The organism is Streptacidiphilus sp. MAP12-33, assembly GCF_041261265.1.
Classification (GTDB): Bacteria; Actinomycetota; Actinomycetes; order Streptomycetales; family Streptomycetaceae; genus Streptacidiphilus.
This window is the reverse complement of the sequence record NZ_JBGCCA010000012.1, coordinates 15,172-31,638: the sequence shown is the minus strand read 5'-3', so window position 1 is coordinate 31,638 and position 16,467 is coordinate 15,172. Positions and strand designations below refer to the sequence as shown.

Sequence of the window (16,467 nt, the reverse complement as noted above, 5' to 3'; positions counted from 1 at the left end):
TGCGCAGCGCTGTGCCAGGCTGCGCGCATGGAACAGAAGATCGACACGGACGTCACGCCTGACACGCCCGACGCGCACGACATGAACGACATGAACGACATGAACGACATGAACGACTGGAACCGGCGCAGCGACCAGGCCTGGGCGGAGATCGACGGCTACTACGAGCGCGAGGCCGAGGCCGAGTTCCGCGAGCGGATCGACGCGCTGGCGGACGAGCTGCCCGAGGGCAGCCCGATCGCGCCGTTCGAGCGGGCCTGCGCCTGGGACTCGACCGGGCACTCGGACAAGGCCGCACCGCTCTACCGCGAGGCGCTGGACCGCGGGCTCGCGGGCATGCGCCGGCGTCGGGCCGTGGTGCAGATGTCCAGCTCACTGCGGAACATCGGTCGCGTCGAGGAGGCGATCGAGCTGCTCACCGCCGAGCGCGGCAACCACGACCCGGACGCGGCCGTGCTCTCCGACGCGGTCGCGGCGACGCTCGCGCTCTGCCTGGTCGACGTGGGCCGAGGGCGTGAGGCCGTCTCGCTGGCGGTGGGCGCGCTGGCCCCTCATCTGCCGCGCTACCAGCGGTCGATGGCGAACTACGCGCGGATGCTGGTCGAGGGCGGGTCGGAGTGACGTCGTCCCCCCGGCCGGGGCCGGGGGGACGGGAGCGCATCAGCGCTTGGCGTCGAGCCACTCCTGCTGGAGCGTCAGATCGGTCCTGACCTCCGCCAGTTGCAGCGCGACGGCGTCCGGCGCCGTGCCGCCGCGGCCGTTGCGGGCCGCGATCGCACCCGGGACGGAGAGGACCTCACGGACCTCGGGGGTCAACAGCGGGCTGATCTCGGCGAACTGGGCGTCCGTCAGGTCCGACAGCTCCATGCCGCGCGGCTCGCAGAACTTGACGCAGGCACCCGCGACCTCGTGGGCGACCCGGAACGGCAGTCCACGCTTGACCAGCCACTCGGCGATGTCCGTGGCCAGGGAGAAGCCCGCGGGGGCCAGCTCCTCCAGGCGCTCCTCGTGGACGGTCAGCGTCGCCATCATGCCGATGAAGGCGGGCAGCAGGACCTCCAGGGTGTCGCAGGAGTCGAAGACCGGCTCCTTGTCCTCCTGAAGGTCGCGGTTGTAGGCCAGCGGCAGCGCCTTGAGGGTCGCCAGCAGGCCGGTCAGGTTGCCGATGAGCCGGCCCGACTTGCCGCGCGCGAGCTCGGCGATGTCCGGGTTCTTCTTCTGCGGCATGATCGAGGAGCCGGTGGAGAAGGCGTCGTGCAGCGTGATGAAGCCGAACTCCTTGGTGTTCCAGATGATCACCTCCTCCGCGACGCGGGAGAGGTTGACACCGATCATCGCGGTGATGAAGGCGAACTCCGCGACGTAGTCGCGCGAGGCGGTGCCGTCGATCGAGTTGGCCGCCGAGCCGCCCTCGAAGCCCAGCTCCGCGGCGACGAACTGCGGGTCCAGGCCGAGCGAGGAGCCGGCCAGCGCGCCGGAGCCGTAGGCGGAGACGGCGGTGCGGGTGTCCCACTGGCGCAGCCGCTCCGCGTCCCGGGAGAAGGCCTGGACGTGGGCGAGCATGTGGTGGGAGAAGAGCACCGGCTGTGCGTGCTGGAGGTGGGTGCGGCCCGGCATGGCGGTGGCCGGGTGGGCCTCGGCGAGACCGACCAGGGCCTGCTGGAGCTCCAGCAGCAGGGCGCCGATGATGCGCGCGTGGTCACGCAGGAACATCCGGCCGAGCGTGGCGATCTGGTCGTTGCGGGACCGGCCGGCCCGCAGCTTGCCGCCGAGCTCGGCGCCGAGCCGCTCCAGCAGGCCGCGCTCCAGCGCGGTGTGGATGTCCTCGTCCGCTACGGTGGCGGTGAAGGCGCCGGACTCGACGTCGGCCAGCAGCGTGGTCAGGCCGTCCAGCATCCGGGTCAGCTCGTCGTCGGTGAGCAGTCCGGCGCGGTGCAGCACCTTGGCGTGGGCCCTGGAGCCGGCGATGTCGTAGGGCGCGAGCCGGAAGTCGAAGTGCACGCTGGCCGAGAGCTTGGCCAGGGCCTCGGACGGGCCGTCCGCGAACCGGGCTCCCCAGAGACGGACGTCCTCGTTCTTCGCACCTGCGGGCTCGGTCACGGCTGTCTCCATTCACTCAGGGCAGGACCCCATCGCTGCTCGGCATAAGTATGCACTCCTCTGTATGAAATTCAAAAGCCCAGCAGCCCACGCAGCGCGCGGGTGACAATGCGGTCGAAGAGCTCGTCCGGTGACTTCGAACCCTTCAGCGGGCGCGCCTCCAGCAGTGCGGCGGCCACGTGCGGGTGTTCGCCGGTGGCGGCGACGTGGGCGAGGTACTGCTGCTGGGCGCGGCGCCACAGCGGGGGCTCCTCCGCGCCTTCCCGATCGGCGAGTTGGGCCCGGACCAGGGCGGTGACGAGGGCCATCAGGACCGAGACGCCCTCCAGCTTCTGCCGGCCGTCCAGCGACAGGTCGGCCAGGGCCCCGAGGCACCGGTCGAGGAAGACCAAGGTGTGCGGGCCGACCGGGGCGGTGCCGTTGAAGACGTCGAGCAGCCAGGGGTGCCGCAGCAGGACCCCGCGCGCCTGCCGGGCGAGCAGGAGCAGTTCGTCCAGCCACTCCCCGGCGCCGAGGCCGTCGTAGGAGATCTCCGCGTTGACCCGGTCCACCATGAGCTCGATCAGCTCGTCCCGGGTGGCGACGTAGCGGTAGAGGGAGGCCGGCGCGGAGCCGAGCGAGGTGGCCACCGCGCGCATCGTCACAGCGGCGAGGCCCTCGGCGTCGGCGAGCTCGACGCCCGCCTGGGCCAGTCGGTCCCGGTCGAAGCCGGGTGCGGGCCCGCGCCCGGAGCGTTCGGGGCGGAGCCAGATGCTGAGCTCGGGCTGCTCGGGCAACGAACCGGCCCTCCTTTTCTGCGAACGGCGTATGCAGTATCTTAGTCACCAGATACTGCGAACGCCGATCGCAGAAGTAGCAGCAAGCAGGAAAGAGGAGAACGCATCGTGGCGATCATGGGACGACTGCTCAAGAACAAGCGCGCGGGCGAGCAGCACGTCGCCTGGCACCGCGCCAATCTCGGCGGACCCGAAACGCTGAAGCTGACCAGCGAGGCCTTCGCCCACGAGACGCCGATGCCGCTCTCGACCGCAGGACGGCGCGCTGGGGGCGACAACGTCTCCCCCGAGCTCGCCTGGTCCCCCGCGCCCGAGGGCACCGCGCAACTGCTCCTGGTCTTCGAGGACCCGGACGTGCCGATGTCGACGCCCGCCGTCCACACCGTGGCGCTGATCGACCCCGAGCTCACCGCGCTGCCCACGGGCGGGCTCGACCGGAAGAGCCCGGCGCCGGGCGTGCGGCTGCTGCGCTCGACCATGAGCAGCGGGTACCACGGTCCGGAGCCGATCAAGGGCCACGGCCCGCACCGCTACGTGTTCCAGCTGTTCGCGCTCGCCGAGCCGCTGGACGAGGCCACCCGGCAGGCCCGGCCCCGCGCCCTGATGGACGCGGTCGCGGGCCCGGTGCTGGCCCGCGGACGGCTCGACGGCACCTACGAGCGCTGACCCGCCTTCCGGCTCAGGCCAGCGCCTGAGCCAAGTCCTCGAACAGGTCCTCGACGTCTTCCAGGCCCACCGAGATGCGCAGCAGCGAGGGGTGCGGACGCGCCTCGGGGGCGACGGGGCGGTGGGTGAGCGAGGCCGGGTGCTGGATCAGGGTGTCCACGCCGCCCAGCGAGACCGCGTGGGTGATCAGCTTGCAGCGCTCGGCCGCGCGGGCCGCCGCGTCGAAGCCGCCGCGCAGCGAGAAGGCGAGGACCGAGCCGGGCAGCGACTGCTGCCTGCCGATCAGGCCGAGCGGATCGCAGTCGGGCAGACCCGGGTAGTAGACGCGTTCGACGGCCGGCTGCTCGGAGAGCCACAGGGCCAGCTTGCCCGCGCTCACCGACTGGTGGCGCACCCGCAGCGGCAGCGTCTGCAGCCCGCGGTGGAGCAGGTAGGCCGAGAGCGGGTGCAGGATGCCGCCGGTGACGGCGCGCACCGGGCGGATCTTCTGCGCCCACGCGTCGCTGGTGGCCACCACGCCCGCGAGGACGTCGCCGTGGCCGCCGAGGTACTTGGTCGCGCTGTGGACGACGATCGTCGCGCCGTGGCGGATCGGCTGCTGCAGCACGGGCGTGGCGAAGGTGTTGTCGACCAGCAGCGGGACATCGCCACAGCGGGCGACCAGGGCCGCCAGGTCGATCAGCTCCAGCGTCGGGTTGGCAGGGGTCTCGACGACGACCAGGCCGGTGTCCGGGCGGATCGCCGCGTCGACCTCCTCGGCCGACGCCCAGGTGACCTCGGTGCCGAGCAGGCCGGTGGCCAGCAGGTGGTCGGTGCCGCCGTAGAGCGGGCGGACCGCGACGACGTGCCCCTTGCCCTCGGCGCGGGCGGCCAGCAGACAGGCGCTGATCGCGGCCATGCCGGAGGAGAAGGCGACGGCCGCCTCCGCGCCCTCCAGCTCGGCGAGCGCCTGCTCGAACCGGGCCGTGGTCGGGTTCCACAGGCGCTGGTAGACGGCGCTGCCGCCCTCCGGGATCAGCCCACCGGTGGCGAGGGACTCGTAGCTGTCACCGCCGGACTCGACACCCGGCAGCGGGTTGGTCGTCGACAGGTCGATCGGGGGCACGTGCACGCCCAGGCCGCGCAGGTCGGTGCGGCCGGCGTGGACGGCACGGGTGTCGGCGCGAGTGGCGTCGGACAGCATGGGAGTCCTCCTCGTCGAGGGCTGTGTGGTGCTGTGGGGGTGGCCCCAGAATGAAGATCTGCCAGCACGAGTGCCACAGTTCCGCAGAAGATTCGTTGATGGCGTGTCCCACTGTGTACATATTCGGCGAGCGTGGGCAGGATGGGCCCTGTGCCGAAGAATCCGCAGCCCGCGCTCGCGCCCGTCGACCGCGCCATCCTGCGCCTGCTCGCCCAGGACGCGCGGATGCCGAACAACGCCATCGCCGAGGCGGTCGGCATCGCGCCGTCGACCTGCCTCGCCCGGATGCGCGCGTTGCGCGAGCGCGGCGTGATCCGCGGCTTCCACGCGGACGTGGACCCGGCGGCGCTGGGGCTCGGCATCCAGGCGATGATCGCGGTGCGGCTGCACGCGCACACCAAGGAGCGGATCTCCAGCTTCACCGCCGAGATCCCGCGCCTGCCCGGCGTCGTGGCCGCCTACCACCTGGCCGGCGCGGACGACTACCTGCTGCACGTGGCGGTCCCCGACACCGACGCGCTGCGGGACTTCGTGCTGGACCACCTGACCGCGCACCCGGCCGTCGCCCACACCGAGACCAGCCTCATCTTCGGCCACATGCGTGGCGAGGCCGTCTCCTGAGTGTCTTGAGACTTCGCGCCGGCGCCGCCATTCTTTCCGCGTGACCTCAACTCTGGCTTCTGCCAAGGGAACCACGGTGACCACGCCCAGTGGCCCGCGCGGTCTGCCGCTGCTCGGCAACCTGCCCTCCCTGGCCCGTGATCCGCTCGGCTTCTTCTGCCACCTGCGCGACACCTACGGCGACTGGGTCCCCTGGGCGATGGGCCCGAAGCCGTGCGTCTTCGTCTCCCGCCCCGAGGACGTCAACGAGTTGCTGGCGGGCGTCGAAACCTCCTTCAGCCCCTCCGAGTTGGGCTGGGCCTTCCGGCACGTCCTCGGCGAGGGCGTGGTGACCAGCACCGGTGACGACTGGCGCCGCAAGCGGGCCCTGGTGCAGCCGTCGGTGCGGCCGCGGCAGGTCCGCTCCTACGCCGCCACCATGGTCGAGTGCGCCGACGCCGTGGCGTCGGACTGGCACGACGGCCAACGCGTCGACGTGCAGCAGGAGATGACGCGACTGACCCAACGTGTCGCGGTGCGCACCCTGTTCGGCGTCGAGACGGCCGGGCGCGAGGAGACGATCGCGCGGGCGATGGCCGTGGCCCAGCAGGAGATCGGCGCGGAGCTGCGCGGCGCCACCATCTTCCTGCCGCCGTGGGTCCCCACCCCCGGTCGGCGCCGACTGCGAACCGCCGTCGTGGAGTTGGACGCGGAGATCGCCCGCATCATCGCCGAGCACCGCACCGCCGAGGCGGCCGGCGAGGAACGCGACGACCTGCTGAGCCGGCTGCTGACCGCCCGCGACGAGGCGGGCGCGCCGCTGTCCGACCGCGAACTGCGCGACGAGTCCATCACGTTGTACATCGGCGGCCACGAGACCACCTCGACGACCCTGACCTGGGCCTGGCACCTGCTCTCCGGTGCGCCGGACGCCCGGGCCCGGCTCGACGCGGAGCTGGCCGAGGTCCTGGCCGACGGCCGTCTTCCGGGCTTCGACGACTACGCACGGCTGCCGTTCACCCAGGCGATCGTCAAGGAGGCGCTGCGCCTCTACCCACCGATCTGGCTGATCACCGCCGTCGCCCGCCCGGGTGCGACGCTCGGCGGAAGGCCCGTCCCGGAGGGCACGACGGTCTGGAGCAGCCAGTGGTCCGTCCAGCGCGACCCCCGGTTCTTCCCCGAGCCGGACGCCTTCCGCCCCGAACGCTGGGACGCGGACGCGCCCACCCCGATCCCGGACCACGCCTGGTTCCCCTTCGGCGGCGGCCCCCGCACCTGCCTGGGCACACGCTTCGCGATGGTCGAGGCGGCGCTCGTGCTCGCGACGCTCGCCCAGCGGTGGCGGGTGGAGGCGGACCCGGGCGAGGTCGAGCCGTTCACGGGCCTCACCCTGCAGCCGAAGCGTCCGATCGGCGCGGTCCTGAGCGCGGCGTGAGAGGGCCGGACCGGTCGCGACGCACCCGGGCCGAGGTGAGCGCGGCCATCCCGGCCGCGCTCACTGGCAGGGCGGCTGCGCCGAGAAGCGAGGCCACCGCGAAGCTGTCGGGCACACCCGCGCTCCAGCCCAGGTAGGGGGCGATCACCAGGGCGCTGCCGCCCAGGGCTGCCGCGCACCGCACCCCTGTGCCCGGCGGCTCGGCCGGGTAGCCCTCGGGCTCCCCCACGGCCGACAGCGCGAGGAGCCCGCACACCAGCACCAGGAGGTCCAGCGCCAGCGTGAAGTCCCCGAAACCGTCGAAGGCGCACCACTCAAGGCCGGCGACCAGCAGAGCGGCGAGCACCACCCGCACCAGTACCGCGCTCCCGGACCCGCGTCCGTCACGCCACCACCACACCAGGTACCGGGACCAGATCAACAGCGCGACGCCCCAGGCCAGGGCGAGCAGGATCTCCAACTCGACGTACCGGCCGAAGCCCGTGAGCGGCGGCGAGCAGTCGCTTCGGCAGTCCGGCGCGGCGATACGCCGCCAGCGGCCCGAGGGGTCCCGGACGACCAGGCCGTCGGCCTGGTCGGCCACCATCACGGTGTCGCCGTCGGGCCCGGCCCGGACGACGACCGAGGTCGAGGAGATCTGGCCGTCGAACCGCGGCAGGCCCAGGGACAGGCCGAGGGTGCCGTCCAGTTCGCCGCGCGCACGGTAGAGCACGCGACCGCCGCTCAGTGCCCAGGCGACCCGCCAGTGCGCCCCGCCGTCGAGGGTCTCCCGCACCTGCGGCGGCCCGGGCAGGCCGACCTGGAAGCAATGGTGTGGCTGCTCGGGCGCGCAGGCACGGGTGGCGGCCAGGAGCCCGGCGGGCAACGGCGCCCGGGCGCGCGTCCAGGTCCTGCCGCCGTCGGTGGTCCAGTACCCGCCGATCCGTGTGCCCGGCCGCAGCGCCGGTATCCCACTCGTGCCGTCCACACTGAACTCGACGATCCGGCCGCCGTCGGCGGCGACCTGCGGAACCGGGAACTCCCCCGGCGAGGTGGCGACGACGCCCGCGACCAGCAGGGGGACCAGGAGCAGGGCACGGACGCGGCGCAGCGCGCCGGCGCCGACCGGACGACGGCGCGCTCGCCGCCAGACCAGCCAGGCGACGGCCAGTAGCGGCAGCGCCACCAGATCGGTCGGGTCGGACCGGAGCCGGGTCGTCAGCCCCGTGAGCGACCAGAGCGCCGAGGCCCACCGCGCGCCCTCGGCCGAGGTCTTGACGAGGGTGAAGCCCACTCCGGTCGCCACCACCGCCGCGAGCGCCTGCCGATCCGAGGCGCGGCCGCACACGGACGCGAGGAAGAGGGCCAGCAACGGTGGGGCGACCAGCATCCCGGCCAGGTCGCTGAGCTTTCCGCTCACCGGGCCCGGACAAAGCTGTTTCAGCACATGGTCGTTGACGACCAGCACCACCAGTGCGGCCAACGTGCCCGGCTGCACCGCCCAGGCGAGGGCTGCCCCCGCCGGAAGGCGCCCTCGCGCGGCGTCCCCCATGCGGGCCAGTCTCCGCCGCGCCGATCACAGCCCGGGCACAGCCGGGTTGCGTCCAGGCGGAGAACTCAGGACTGGGCGAGCTGGAGCAGGTACCGGGCCAGGTCCTGGCCGCCGTTCGGGTCGCGGCTGATGACGAGGACGGTGTCGTCGCCGGCGATCGTGCCGATGATCTCCGACACCCCCGACTGGTCGATCGAGGACGCGAAGAACTGCGCCGCGCCCGGCGGGGTGCGCAGGACGACGAGGTTGCCGGAGGCGGTCGCCGAGACGAGCAGCTCCGCCGCCAGGCGCGCCATCCGGGTCTCCGACGCCGACTCCCCCATCGGGGCCAGCGGCGTGCGGTCCCCGCCCTCCGCCGGGACGGCGTAGATGAGGGCGCCGTCCGAGTTGCGGATCTTGACCGCCCCGAGCTCGTCGAGGTCGCGCGAGAGCGTGGCCTGAGTGACCGTCAGCCCGTCGTCCGCGAGCAGCTTGGCGAGCTGGCTCTGGGAGCGGACGGGCTGACGCGTCAGCAGCTCCACGATCCGCCGGTGGCGCGCCGTGCGCGTCTGCGGCAGCTGGGCCGAAGACGACGTCGCCGATGCGTCGCGATGGGGTTCGGTCATGGAGCAAGTGTCCCTTACTTGATCGAGCGGAGCACACCCGGGAGGACCGCGAGGAAGGCGTCCACGTCGCGCTCGGTCAGGATCAGCGGTGGGGCCAACCGGATGACGTCCGGCGCGGCGGCGTTCACCAGGAACCCGGCCCGCTGCAACGCGGCCTGGAGCTCGCCCGCGACCGGCCGGGTGAGCACGATACCGATCAGTAGGCCAGCGCCGCGAACGTGGTCGACGAGGGGGTCGCCGAGGCCGGTGATCCCGGCCCGCAGCCGCTCGCCGACCTTGGTGACCTGGTCCAGCAGGCCCTGCTGCTCGATGGTGTCCAGGACCGCGTTGGCCGCCGCGCAGACGACCGGGTTGCCGGAGAAGGTCGAGCCGTGGTGGCCGGGCTTGAACAGCTGGGCCGCGTCGCCGAAGGCGAGGGTCGCACCGATCGGCAGGCCGCCGCCGAGGCCCTTGGCGAGGGTCACCACGTCCGGGTCGACTCCCTCGACGGCCTGGTACTGGAACCAGTGGCCGCAGCGGCCGATGCCGGTCTGGATCTCGTCCAGGACCAGCAGCGCGCCCTTGGCCCGGGTGATCTCGCGGGCCGCGACCAGGTAGTCCGCCGACGGGACGACGACGCCGTTCTCGCCCTGGATCGGCTCCAGGAAGACGGCCGCGGTCTCCTCGGTGACGACTGCCCGCAGCGCCTCGATGTCGCCGAAGGGGACGTTGGTGACGTCGCCGGGCAGCGGGTGGAAGCCGTCCTGCTTGTTCGGCTGGGCGGTGAGCGCCAGCGCGCCCATGGTCCGGCCGTGGAAGGCACCGAGCGCGGAGACCATGTGGGTGCGGTCGGTCAGCCGGGCCAGCTTGAACGCGGCCTCGTTGGCCTCGGCGCCGGAGTTGGAGAAGTAGACCCGCGCCTCGGGGTGGCCCGCGTACGAGATCAGCCGCTCGGCGAGACGGATCGACGGCTCGGCCATGAACAGGTTGGAGACGTGGCCGAGGGTGCCGATCTGCTGCGTCACCGCGGCGACGATCGCCGGGTGCGCGTGACCGAGGGAGTTGACGGCGATGCCGCCGAGGTAGTCGGTGTAGCGCTTGCCGTCCGCGTCCCAGACGTGCACGCCCTCGCCGCGCACCAGCGGCAGCCGCGGGGTGCCGAAGTTGTCCATCAGCGCGTGCTGCCAACGGCCGGTCATCGCATCGTTGTTGGTCTTTCCAGCGTGGCTCATGCCAGCCCCCCGGCCATCACGGTCGCGTCGATGTTGTCGTTGTCGGCGTCAGGCACGACCATCGTGCCGATGCCCTCGTCGGTGAAGATCTCCAGCAGCAGGCTGTGCTGGACCCGGCCGTCCAGGACGCGCGCCGTGCCCACGCCCTCGCGGACCGCCCGCAGGCAGGCCTCCATCTTCGGCAGCATGCCGCTGGCCAACGTGGGCAGCAGCTTGTCCAGTTCGGTGGCGCACAGCTGGCTGATCACGTCGTCCGAGGCGGGCCAGTTCGCGTAGAGGCCCTCGACGTCGGTGAGGATGACCAGCATCTCCGCCGCCAGCGCCACCGCCATGGCGCTGGCGGCGGTGTCGGCGTTGACGTTGTAGACGTGGCCGTCGGCGCCGCGCGCGACGGAGGAGATGACGGGGATCCGCCCGTCCTCGATCAGTGCCTTGACCGCGCCCGCGTTGACGTGGGCGATGTCGCCGACCAGGCCGATGTCGACCTGCTCGCCGTCGACCTCGGCATAGCGCTTGATCGCGGTCATGGTGTGCGCGTCCTCGCCGGTCATGCCGACGGCGAAGGGGCCGTGCTCGTTGAGCAGCCCGACCAGGTCGCGCTGGACCTGCCCGGCGAGCACCATGCGGACCACGTCCATGGTCTCCGGGGTGGTCACCCGCAGGCCGTTGGTGAAGGTGGACTCCAGGCCCAGCTTGGCCAGTTGGGCGCTGATCTGCGGGCCGCCGCCGTGGACGACGACCGGGCGCAGACCCGCGTAGCGCAGGAACACGACGTCCTGCGCGAACGCGGCCTTGAGCTGGTCGTCGACCATGGCGTTGCCGCCGAACTTGATGACGACGGTCTTGCCGTGGAAGCGCTCCAGCCACGGCAGGGCCTCGACGAGGGTGAGCGCCTTGGGGAGCGCGGTGTTGTTGCGGGCCTGTTCGCCCTTGGGTGCGATCTGCACGACGGTTCCCGGTCCTCGGCTCGTCAGCTGGAGTAGGCGCTGTTCTCGTGGACGTACTCGGCGGTGAGGTCGTTGGTCCACACCGTCGCGGCTTCCTGGCCCGCGTTCAGGTCGGCCGTGATGACGACCTCGCGGTCCTTCATGCTCACCAGGTCGCGGTCCTCGCCGACGCCGCCGTCACGGCAGACCCAGACGCCGTTGATGGCCACGTCCAGCCGGTCCGGCTCGAAGGCGGCGGCGGTGGTACCGATGGCGGACAGGACGCGGCCCCAGTTCGGGTCCTCGCCGTGGATCGCGCACTTGAGCAGGTTGTTGCGGGCGATGGAACGGGCGACCTCCACGGCGTCCGCCTCGCTGGCGGCGTTCACCACATCGATGCGGATGTCCTTGCTGGCGCCCTCGGCGTCGCCGATCAGCTGGCGGGCCAGGTCGCCGGAGACCTCGCGGACGGCGGCGGCGAACTCGTCGGCGTCCGGGACGATGCCGCTGGCGCCGGAGGCGAGCAGCAGCACGGTGTCGTTGGTGGACATGCAGCCGTCGGAGTCGACCCGGTCGAAGGTCCTGGCAGTGGCGCCGCGCAGCACGGCGTCCAGCTCGGGCGCCTCGACGAGCGCGTCGGTGGTGATCACGACGAGCATGGTGGCCAGGCCCGGCGCCAGCATCCCCGCGCCCTTGGCCATGCCGCCGACCGTCCAGCCGCTGCCGTGGGCGACGGCGGTCTTGTGGACGGTGTCGGTGGTCTTGATGGCGATGGCGGCCTGCTCGCCGCCGTCCGCGCTGAGCGCGGCGACAGCGGTGTCGACGCCGGGCAGCAGCTTGTCCATCGGCAGCCGGACACCGATCAGCCCGGTGGAGGCGACGGCGACCTCGCCCGCGCTGAGACCGAGCGCGTCGGCGACCTTCTCGGCGGTGGCGTGGGTGTCCTGGAACCCGAGCGGGCCGGTGCAGGCGTTGGCGCCACCGGAGTTGAGGATCACCGCGCTGACCGCGCCGCCCTTGACGACCTGCTGGGACCAGAGCACCGGCGCGGCCTTGACCCGGTTGGAGGTGAACACGCCGGCGGCGGCGAGGGACGGGCCCTCGTTGACGACCAGCGCGAGGTCCGGCGTGCCGGAGGCCTTGATCCCGGCGGTGACGCCCGCGGCGCGGAAGCCGCGGGCCGCCGTGACGCCGATGCCCGTCGGGTTTCCGGTGTCCTGCTGCGTCACGGTGCGACTCCTGTCTGCGGAAGGCCGAGCTCCTCGGGCAGGCCGAGGGCGATGTTCATGCTCTGGACGGCGCCGCCCGCGGTGCCCTTGACCAGGTTGTCGATGGCGGCGATCGCGATGATCCGGCCGACGCTCTCGTCGAGCGCGACCTGGACGAGCGCGTTGTTGGACCCCTGGACGGAGGCGGTGGCGGGCCACTGCCCCTCCGGGAGCAGGTGGACGAACGGCTCCCCCGCGAGCGCCTCGGCGTAGGCGGCGCGCACCTGGGCGGCGGTGACGCCGGGCTTCGCCTTGACGTTGCAGGTGGCGAGGATGCCGCGGCTCATCGGCGCGAGGGTGGGGGTGAACGAGACGGCGACGCGCTCGCCCGCGACGGCGGAGAGGTTCTGCGTCATCTCGGGCGTGTGACGGTGGACGCCGCCGACGCCGTAGGGGCTCATCGAGCCCATCACCTCGCTGCCGAGCAGGTTCGTCTTGGGCGCCTTGCCGGCACCGGAGGTGCCGGAGGCGGCGACGACGATCGCCTCGGGCTCGGCGAGCCCGGCGGCGTAGGCGGGGAACAGCGCGAGCGAGACGGACGTCGGGTAGCAGCCGGGGACGGCGATGCGCGAGCTGCCTTCCAGCGCCTTGCGGCCGCCGGGCAGTTCGGGCAGCCCGTAGGGCCAGGTGCCCGCGTGCGGGGAGCCGTAGAAGTTCTCCCAGTCCTCGGCGCTGTGCAGCCGGAAGTCGGCGCCGCAGTCCACGACGAGCACGTCCGGGCCGAGCTGCTCGGCCACGGCGGCGGACTGGCCGTGCGGCAGCCCGAGGAAGACGACGTCGTGCCCGGCGAGGGTCTCGGCGGTGGTCGGCTCCAGCACCCGCTCGGCGAGCGGCCACAGGTGCGGCTGCAACTCCCCGAGCCTGGTCCCGGCGTTGGACCCGCCGGTCAACACGCCGATCTCGATCGCGGGGTGCGCCAGCAGCAGGCGCAGCACCTCGCCCCCGGCGTACCCGCTCGCCCCGGCGACCGCCGCCCGGTACGTGGCCTTCGCTGCCATCTGCTGCCTCCTCGGTGTTGGGATAACTATACGGAGGGAGGCACATTCATGCAATGAAGCCCATGCGGCGCCCCTGTCGTCACCGGCCGCGCTCCGGCCTCAGGCCAGCGGGACCCACCAGACCGGGACAGGCGGACTCGGGCGCTCGTCGTCCTCGTCGTCCTCCTCATCCTCCTCGTCCCCCTCGGGGACCGCTTCCGCGAGGCGGGTCCGCCAGAGGCCGACGACCTCCGCGGCCGAGTCCACGCGGCGCGGCGGAACCGGCCTGGCCAGGGCCCGGACGAGCGAATCGGAGCCGACGCCGCAGCACAGCACCGGCTCGTCGGTCATGACGTAGGCGTAGAAGAACGCCGAGCCGTCCGCCCGGTGGGCGGCGGTGACGCGCTCGTGGAGCCGTGTGGCCAGCTGCTCCAGCAGGGCCGGCAGCTGGTCGACGGCCGGGTCCTCGGCCCAGTCGCGGCCGTAGTGGAAGCGGTTCACCAGGCGCTCCGCGCGACCGTCGCGGGGCTCCAGCAGCAACGGCGCGTCGGCCAGCTGGGCCATGCACTCGGCGAGCGTCGATCCGCGCAGGACCGGCTCCGCCTCCACGTGCCCGGCCAGGACCGGGACGTAGCCGCTGACGCGGTCCGCCACCCAGGTGCGACGCACGGCGACGAGCGACCAGACCGGCACGGCCAGCACCGGTACCACCGCCCAGGAGAACCCGAGGCCGAGCAGCCGGACACCGAGCGCCCCCACCGCGATCGCCACGACGTCCTCCAGCAGCAGGCGCCCGGTGGATGTCGCCCTGGAGCCGTTGCGCAGGCGGGCCCGGACCCGGTTGAGGGCGAGGAAGAGGGCCAGCACCACCCCCAGGGCGGTGACCGCGAAGGTCGGGTCCGGCGGGGCGGCGACGGACCAGTCCGTCGTTCCGTCCACGTCCACGCCGATGACGTGCCGCCGCCACACGTGCGCCGGCAGCAGGGTGCCGGAGCCCCGGAGCCGGACCGCCTCACCGGCCAGCAGGCCGTCGTCGAAGGTCGCCCAGGTGTTGAGCGAGCCGTCGGCGGTGACCATCGACACGGCCGGGCGTCCCTCGCCGGCCGGGGTGCGCAGGCCGTTGACGGCCATCGGCACGACGCCCCGGCAGTCCGCGGTGAGCACCCGGTCACGGCAGGGCGGCGCGACGCGGTAGTCGTGCGCGGTCACCGCCTGGGTGGTGGCCAGGACCATGAGGAAGACCCCCGCCACGCCGAGCACCGGCAGCCCCCACTGCACCCAGACGGTCCGCTCGAACGCCGGCATAGGCACATCCGGGAGCAGCCGCACCGGGCGGGACCGGCGGCCCCACGGCACCCGAGCCGGACGCAGCGGACGTCGACCCCGCGCCGGCCCGTCCTCCCCCCGGACGTACCCGCTCCCTCGGCGGGCGACGGACCGGCGCGGGGGACGCGGCCCCCGGGTCCGCACGGTCACCCAGGCCGCGAGCGCGGCCACAGCGAGCATCGCCGCTCCGCCGCCGACCAGGCACCCGGCGGTACCGCCCGCGCCGAGGTTCAGCTGCACCACACCGACCACCAGCGGCACCAGCCCGCCGATCGACACGCACAGGTAGCCGAACGTCCGCGCGGTCGCCCGGCGACCGCGCTTGTAGCGCCCGACGATCCCGCCCTGCCCGTGGCGACGCACCAGTGCGGGCAGCGCCGCCAGGAGCAGGCCGTAGTCGGCCAGCCCGAGCGAGAACAGCGCGCCGCCCAGCATCGTCGCGAACCGCTCGCGCGGGGCGGCGAGGGTCTCGGCGCTGCCGCCCCTGCCCTCGACGGAGACCACCCGGCCGTGCCAGGAGACCAGGGTGACCCGGTCTCCGTCGGCGGCCCAGGCCAGCAGCGCGCTGCCGGACCGGAACCCGACCGCGACCGCGTGGCCGGGGACGCCGGCCGTCGGGCCCACGGCGACGTCGAGGCTGAAGTTCGCGTTGCGGCCCCCGATCTCGGTGACCCCGGTGACCGTTCCCTCGGTCCGCTCACGACAGTCGGCGCCCGCGGTCACCCCTGAGGACGCGCAGAACGCAGCGCCGCCGTAGGCGCGCGCGTCCACGGCGTCGGAGACCGCACGCCAGGACATGACCACCAGCGCCACCAACGCTGCCACGCCCACCACGGCCGCGATCCACGCCCGTCGACCGTCCCTGCCCACGCCCGCGCTCATGCCCGCCCCCGTCCGCCCGCGCCGGTCCCACCGGCGGCGGAGCGGGAGGCTATCAGGCGGTCCTCAGACGTACGCGGCCAGCGGGTCCTCCTCGCCGTACGGACGCAGGCGCAGCGTGCGGGCGTCGCGTTGGCGGATCAGGTCGGCGTCGCGCAGCAGGGCCTCGAGGTCGTCCTGGCCGAGGTGGAGGAAGCGGCCGTGGAGCGGGTCGAACCGACCGCGGGCGGCGTCGACGACCGTGCTGACCAGGTACGGGATGCTGCCCCAGTGCACCATGCCGTCGAACATCGCCATGCCGGCCGTCATGTCGGTGGCCACCGCGCCCGGACTGATGTCCAGCAGGGTCACCCCGTGCGGGCGCAACGATTCCGCGAGGTTGTCGCTGAGCCGCAGCAGCGCCGCCTTCGAGGTGGCGTACGCGGTGTAGCGGCCGTCGGGACGCAGGGCGAAGCCGCTGTTGAGGTTGACGACCCGGCCCTCGCCGCGGTCGACCATGCCCGGCAGGACGGAGCGCAGCAGGTTGAACGGCCCGCGCAGGTTCGTCTCCACCACCTGCCACCACTGGGTCTGGTCCGCCTCCCACAGCGGCACCTCGGCCCGGTCCACCTGGCCGGCGTTGTTGACCAGCAGGTCGATCCGGCCCAGGTCGCGCTGGACGCCGTTGACCGCTGCCTTCACCTGCCCCGGGTGCGCCACGTCGGCGGCGAACGCGACGCACTTCACCCCGTGGCGCACGCAGGCGCGCAGGGTGTCGGTGAGGGTCTCGCGATGGCGGCCGATGAGCGCCACGTTCATGCCCTCCTCGGCCAGACCGAGCGCGATCTCCCGCCCGATCCCCCGACCGGCACCGGTCACCAGGGCGGACCGCCCCTCCAGACTGCGCAGGCCCATGGCCCCGCCTCCCTCCCTTTGGCACGTTCGTCCATGTCATCGTCGTCCGCTCTTGGCGGGACCGGCGGCGGACACGCGGAGGCGCAGGAG

15 protein-coding genes are annotated in these 16,467 nt (G+C 73.1%); 4 read left to right on the top strand and 11 right to left on the bottom strand.

All coding sequences use genetic code 11. The features are described 5' to 3' along the window. The first annotated feature begins 99 nt into the window (after positions 1 to 99). Positions 100 to 621 carry a tetratricopeptide repeat protein gene (locus ABH931_RS14175; RefSeq protein ID WP_370113250.1) on the top strand — a complete coding sequence of 174 codons (522 nt, stop codon included), beginning with the start codon at positions 100 to 102 and terminating at the stop codon, positions 619 to 621. 39 nt (positions 622 to 660) lie between these two features. Here the strand turns inward: ABH931_RS14175 and argH are convergent, their stop codons facing one another. Beyond that, on the bottom strand, positions 661 to 2,100 hold the full coding sequence (argH, locus tag ABH931_RS14170) for an argininosuccinate lyase (protein WP_370113000.1): 1,440 nt from the start codon (positions 2,098 to 2,100) through the stop codon (positions 661 to 663). 71 nt (positions 2,101 to 2,171) lie between these two features. Further along, positions 2,172 to 2,876, bottom strand: coding sequence for a TetR/AcrR family transcriptional regulator C-terminal domain-containing protein (locus tag ABH931_RS14165; protein ID WP_370112998.1), 705 nt, complete (start codon positions 2,874 to 2,876; stop codon positions 2,172 to 2,174). Between the two features lie 117 nt (positions 2,877 to 2,993). Here ABH931_RS14165 and ABH931_RS14160 point away from each other — a divergent pair, with 117 nt between their 5' ends. Beyond that, positions 2,994 to 3,542 (top strand): YbhB/YbcL family Raf kinase inhibitor-like protein, encoded by a 549-nt coding sequence (locus ABH931_RS14160; protein ID WP_370113248.1) that lies wholly within the window; start codon positions 2,994 to 2,996, stop codon positions 3,540 to 3,542. Between the two features lie 13 nt (positions 3,543 to 3,555). Here the strand turns inward: ABH931_RS14160 and ABH931_RS14155 are convergent, their stop codons facing one another. Further along, positions 3,556 to 4,725, bottom strand: coding sequence for a PLP-dependent aspartate aminotransferase family protein (locus ABH931_RS14155; RefSeq protein ID WP_370112996.1), 1,170 nt, complete (start codon positions 4,723 to 4,725; stop codon positions 3,556 to 3,558). Between the two features lie 141 nt (positions 4,726 to 4,866). Here ABH931_RS14155 and ABH931_RS14150 point away from each other — a divergent pair, with 141 nt between their 5' ends. Further along, positions 4,867 to 5,346, top strand: a complete 480-nt coding sequence (locus tag ABH931_RS14150) for an Lrp/AsnC family transcriptional regulator (RefSeq protein ID WP_370112994.1) — start codon at positions 4,867 to 4,869, stop codon at positions 5,344 to 5,346. Between the two features lie 52 nt (positions 5,347 to 5,398). Further along, positions 5,399 to 6,760: a cytochrome P450 gene (locus ABH931_RS14145; RefSeq protein WP_370113246.1), complete on the top strand. Its 1,362-nt coding sequence runs from the start codon at positions 5,399 to 5,401 to the stop codon at positions 6,758 to 6,760. Here the strand turns inward: ABH931_RS14145 and ABH931_RS14140 are convergent. The 8 genes from ABH931_RS14140 to ABH931_RS14105 form a co-directional block, all read right to left on the bottom strand. Continuing rightward, on the bottom strand, positions 6,711 to 8,291 hold the full coding sequence (locus ABH931_RS14140; RefSeq protein ID WP_370112992.1) for a hypothetical protein: 1,581 nt from the start codon (positions 8,289 to 8,291) through the stop codon (positions 6,711 to 6,713). The two genes, ABH931_RS14145 and ABH931_RS14140, sit on opposite strands and share 50 nt — an antisense overlap. A gap of 65 nt (positions 8,292 to 8,356) precedes the next feature. Beyond that, on the bottom strand, positions 8,357 to 8,896 hold the full coding sequence (locus tag ABH931_RS14135) for an arginine repressor (protein WP_370112990.1): 540 nt from the start codon (positions 8,894 to 8,896) through the stop codon (positions 8,357 to 8,359). Between the two features lie 14 nt (positions 8,897 to 8,910). Continuing rightward, the gene (locus ABH931_RS14130; protein ID WP_370112988.1) at positions 8,911 to 10,107 is read right to left on the bottom strand and encodes an acetylornithine transaminase; all 1,197 of its coding nucleotides are present in this window, start codon (positions 10,105 to 10,107) and stop codon (positions 8,911 to 8,913) included. Beyond that, positions 10,104 to 11,054, bottom strand: a complete 951-nt coding sequence (gene argB / locus ABH931_RS14125) for an acetylglutamate kinase (RefSeq protein WP_370112986.1) — start codon at positions 11,052 to 11,054, stop codon at positions 10,104 to 10,106. Before argB ends, ABH931_RS14130 begins: the two co-directional genes overlap by 4 nt. Before the next feature lie 23 nt (positions 11,055 to 11,077). After that, the gene (gene argJ, locus ABH931_RS14120) at positions 11,078 to 12,229 is read right to left on the bottom strand and encodes a bifunctional glutamate N-acetyltransferase/amino-acid acetyltransferase ArgJ (protein ID WP_370113244.1); all 1,152 of its coding nucleotides are present in this window, start codon (positions 12,227 to 12,229) and stop codon (positions 11,078 to 11,080) included. A 29-nt stretch (positions 12,230 to 12,258) separates the two neighbouring features. Further along, positions 12,259 to 13,299, bottom strand: coding sequence for an N-acetyl-gamma-glutamyl-phosphate reductase (gene argC, locus ABH931_RS14115; RefSeq protein WP_370112984.1), 1,041 nt, complete (start codon positions 13,297 to 13,299; stop codon positions 12,259 to 12,261). Positions 13,300 to 13,398: 99 nt separating this feature from the next. After that, positions 13,399 to 15,486: a hypothetical protein gene (locus tag ABH931_RS14110; protein WP_370112982.1), complete on the bottom strand. Its 2,088-nt coding sequence runs from the start codon at positions 15,484 to 15,486 to the stop codon at positions 13,399 to 13,401. 63 nt (positions 15,487 to 15,549) lie between these two features. Beyond that, the gene (locus ABH931_RS14105; protein WP_370112980.1) at positions 15,550 to 16,377 is read right to left on the bottom strand and encodes an SDR family NAD(P)-dependent oxidoreductase; all 828 of its coding nucleotides are present in this window, start codon (positions 16,375 to 16,377) and stop codon (positions 15,550 to 15,552) included. Between the last annotated feature and the right edge of the window lie 90 nt (positions 16,378 to 16,467).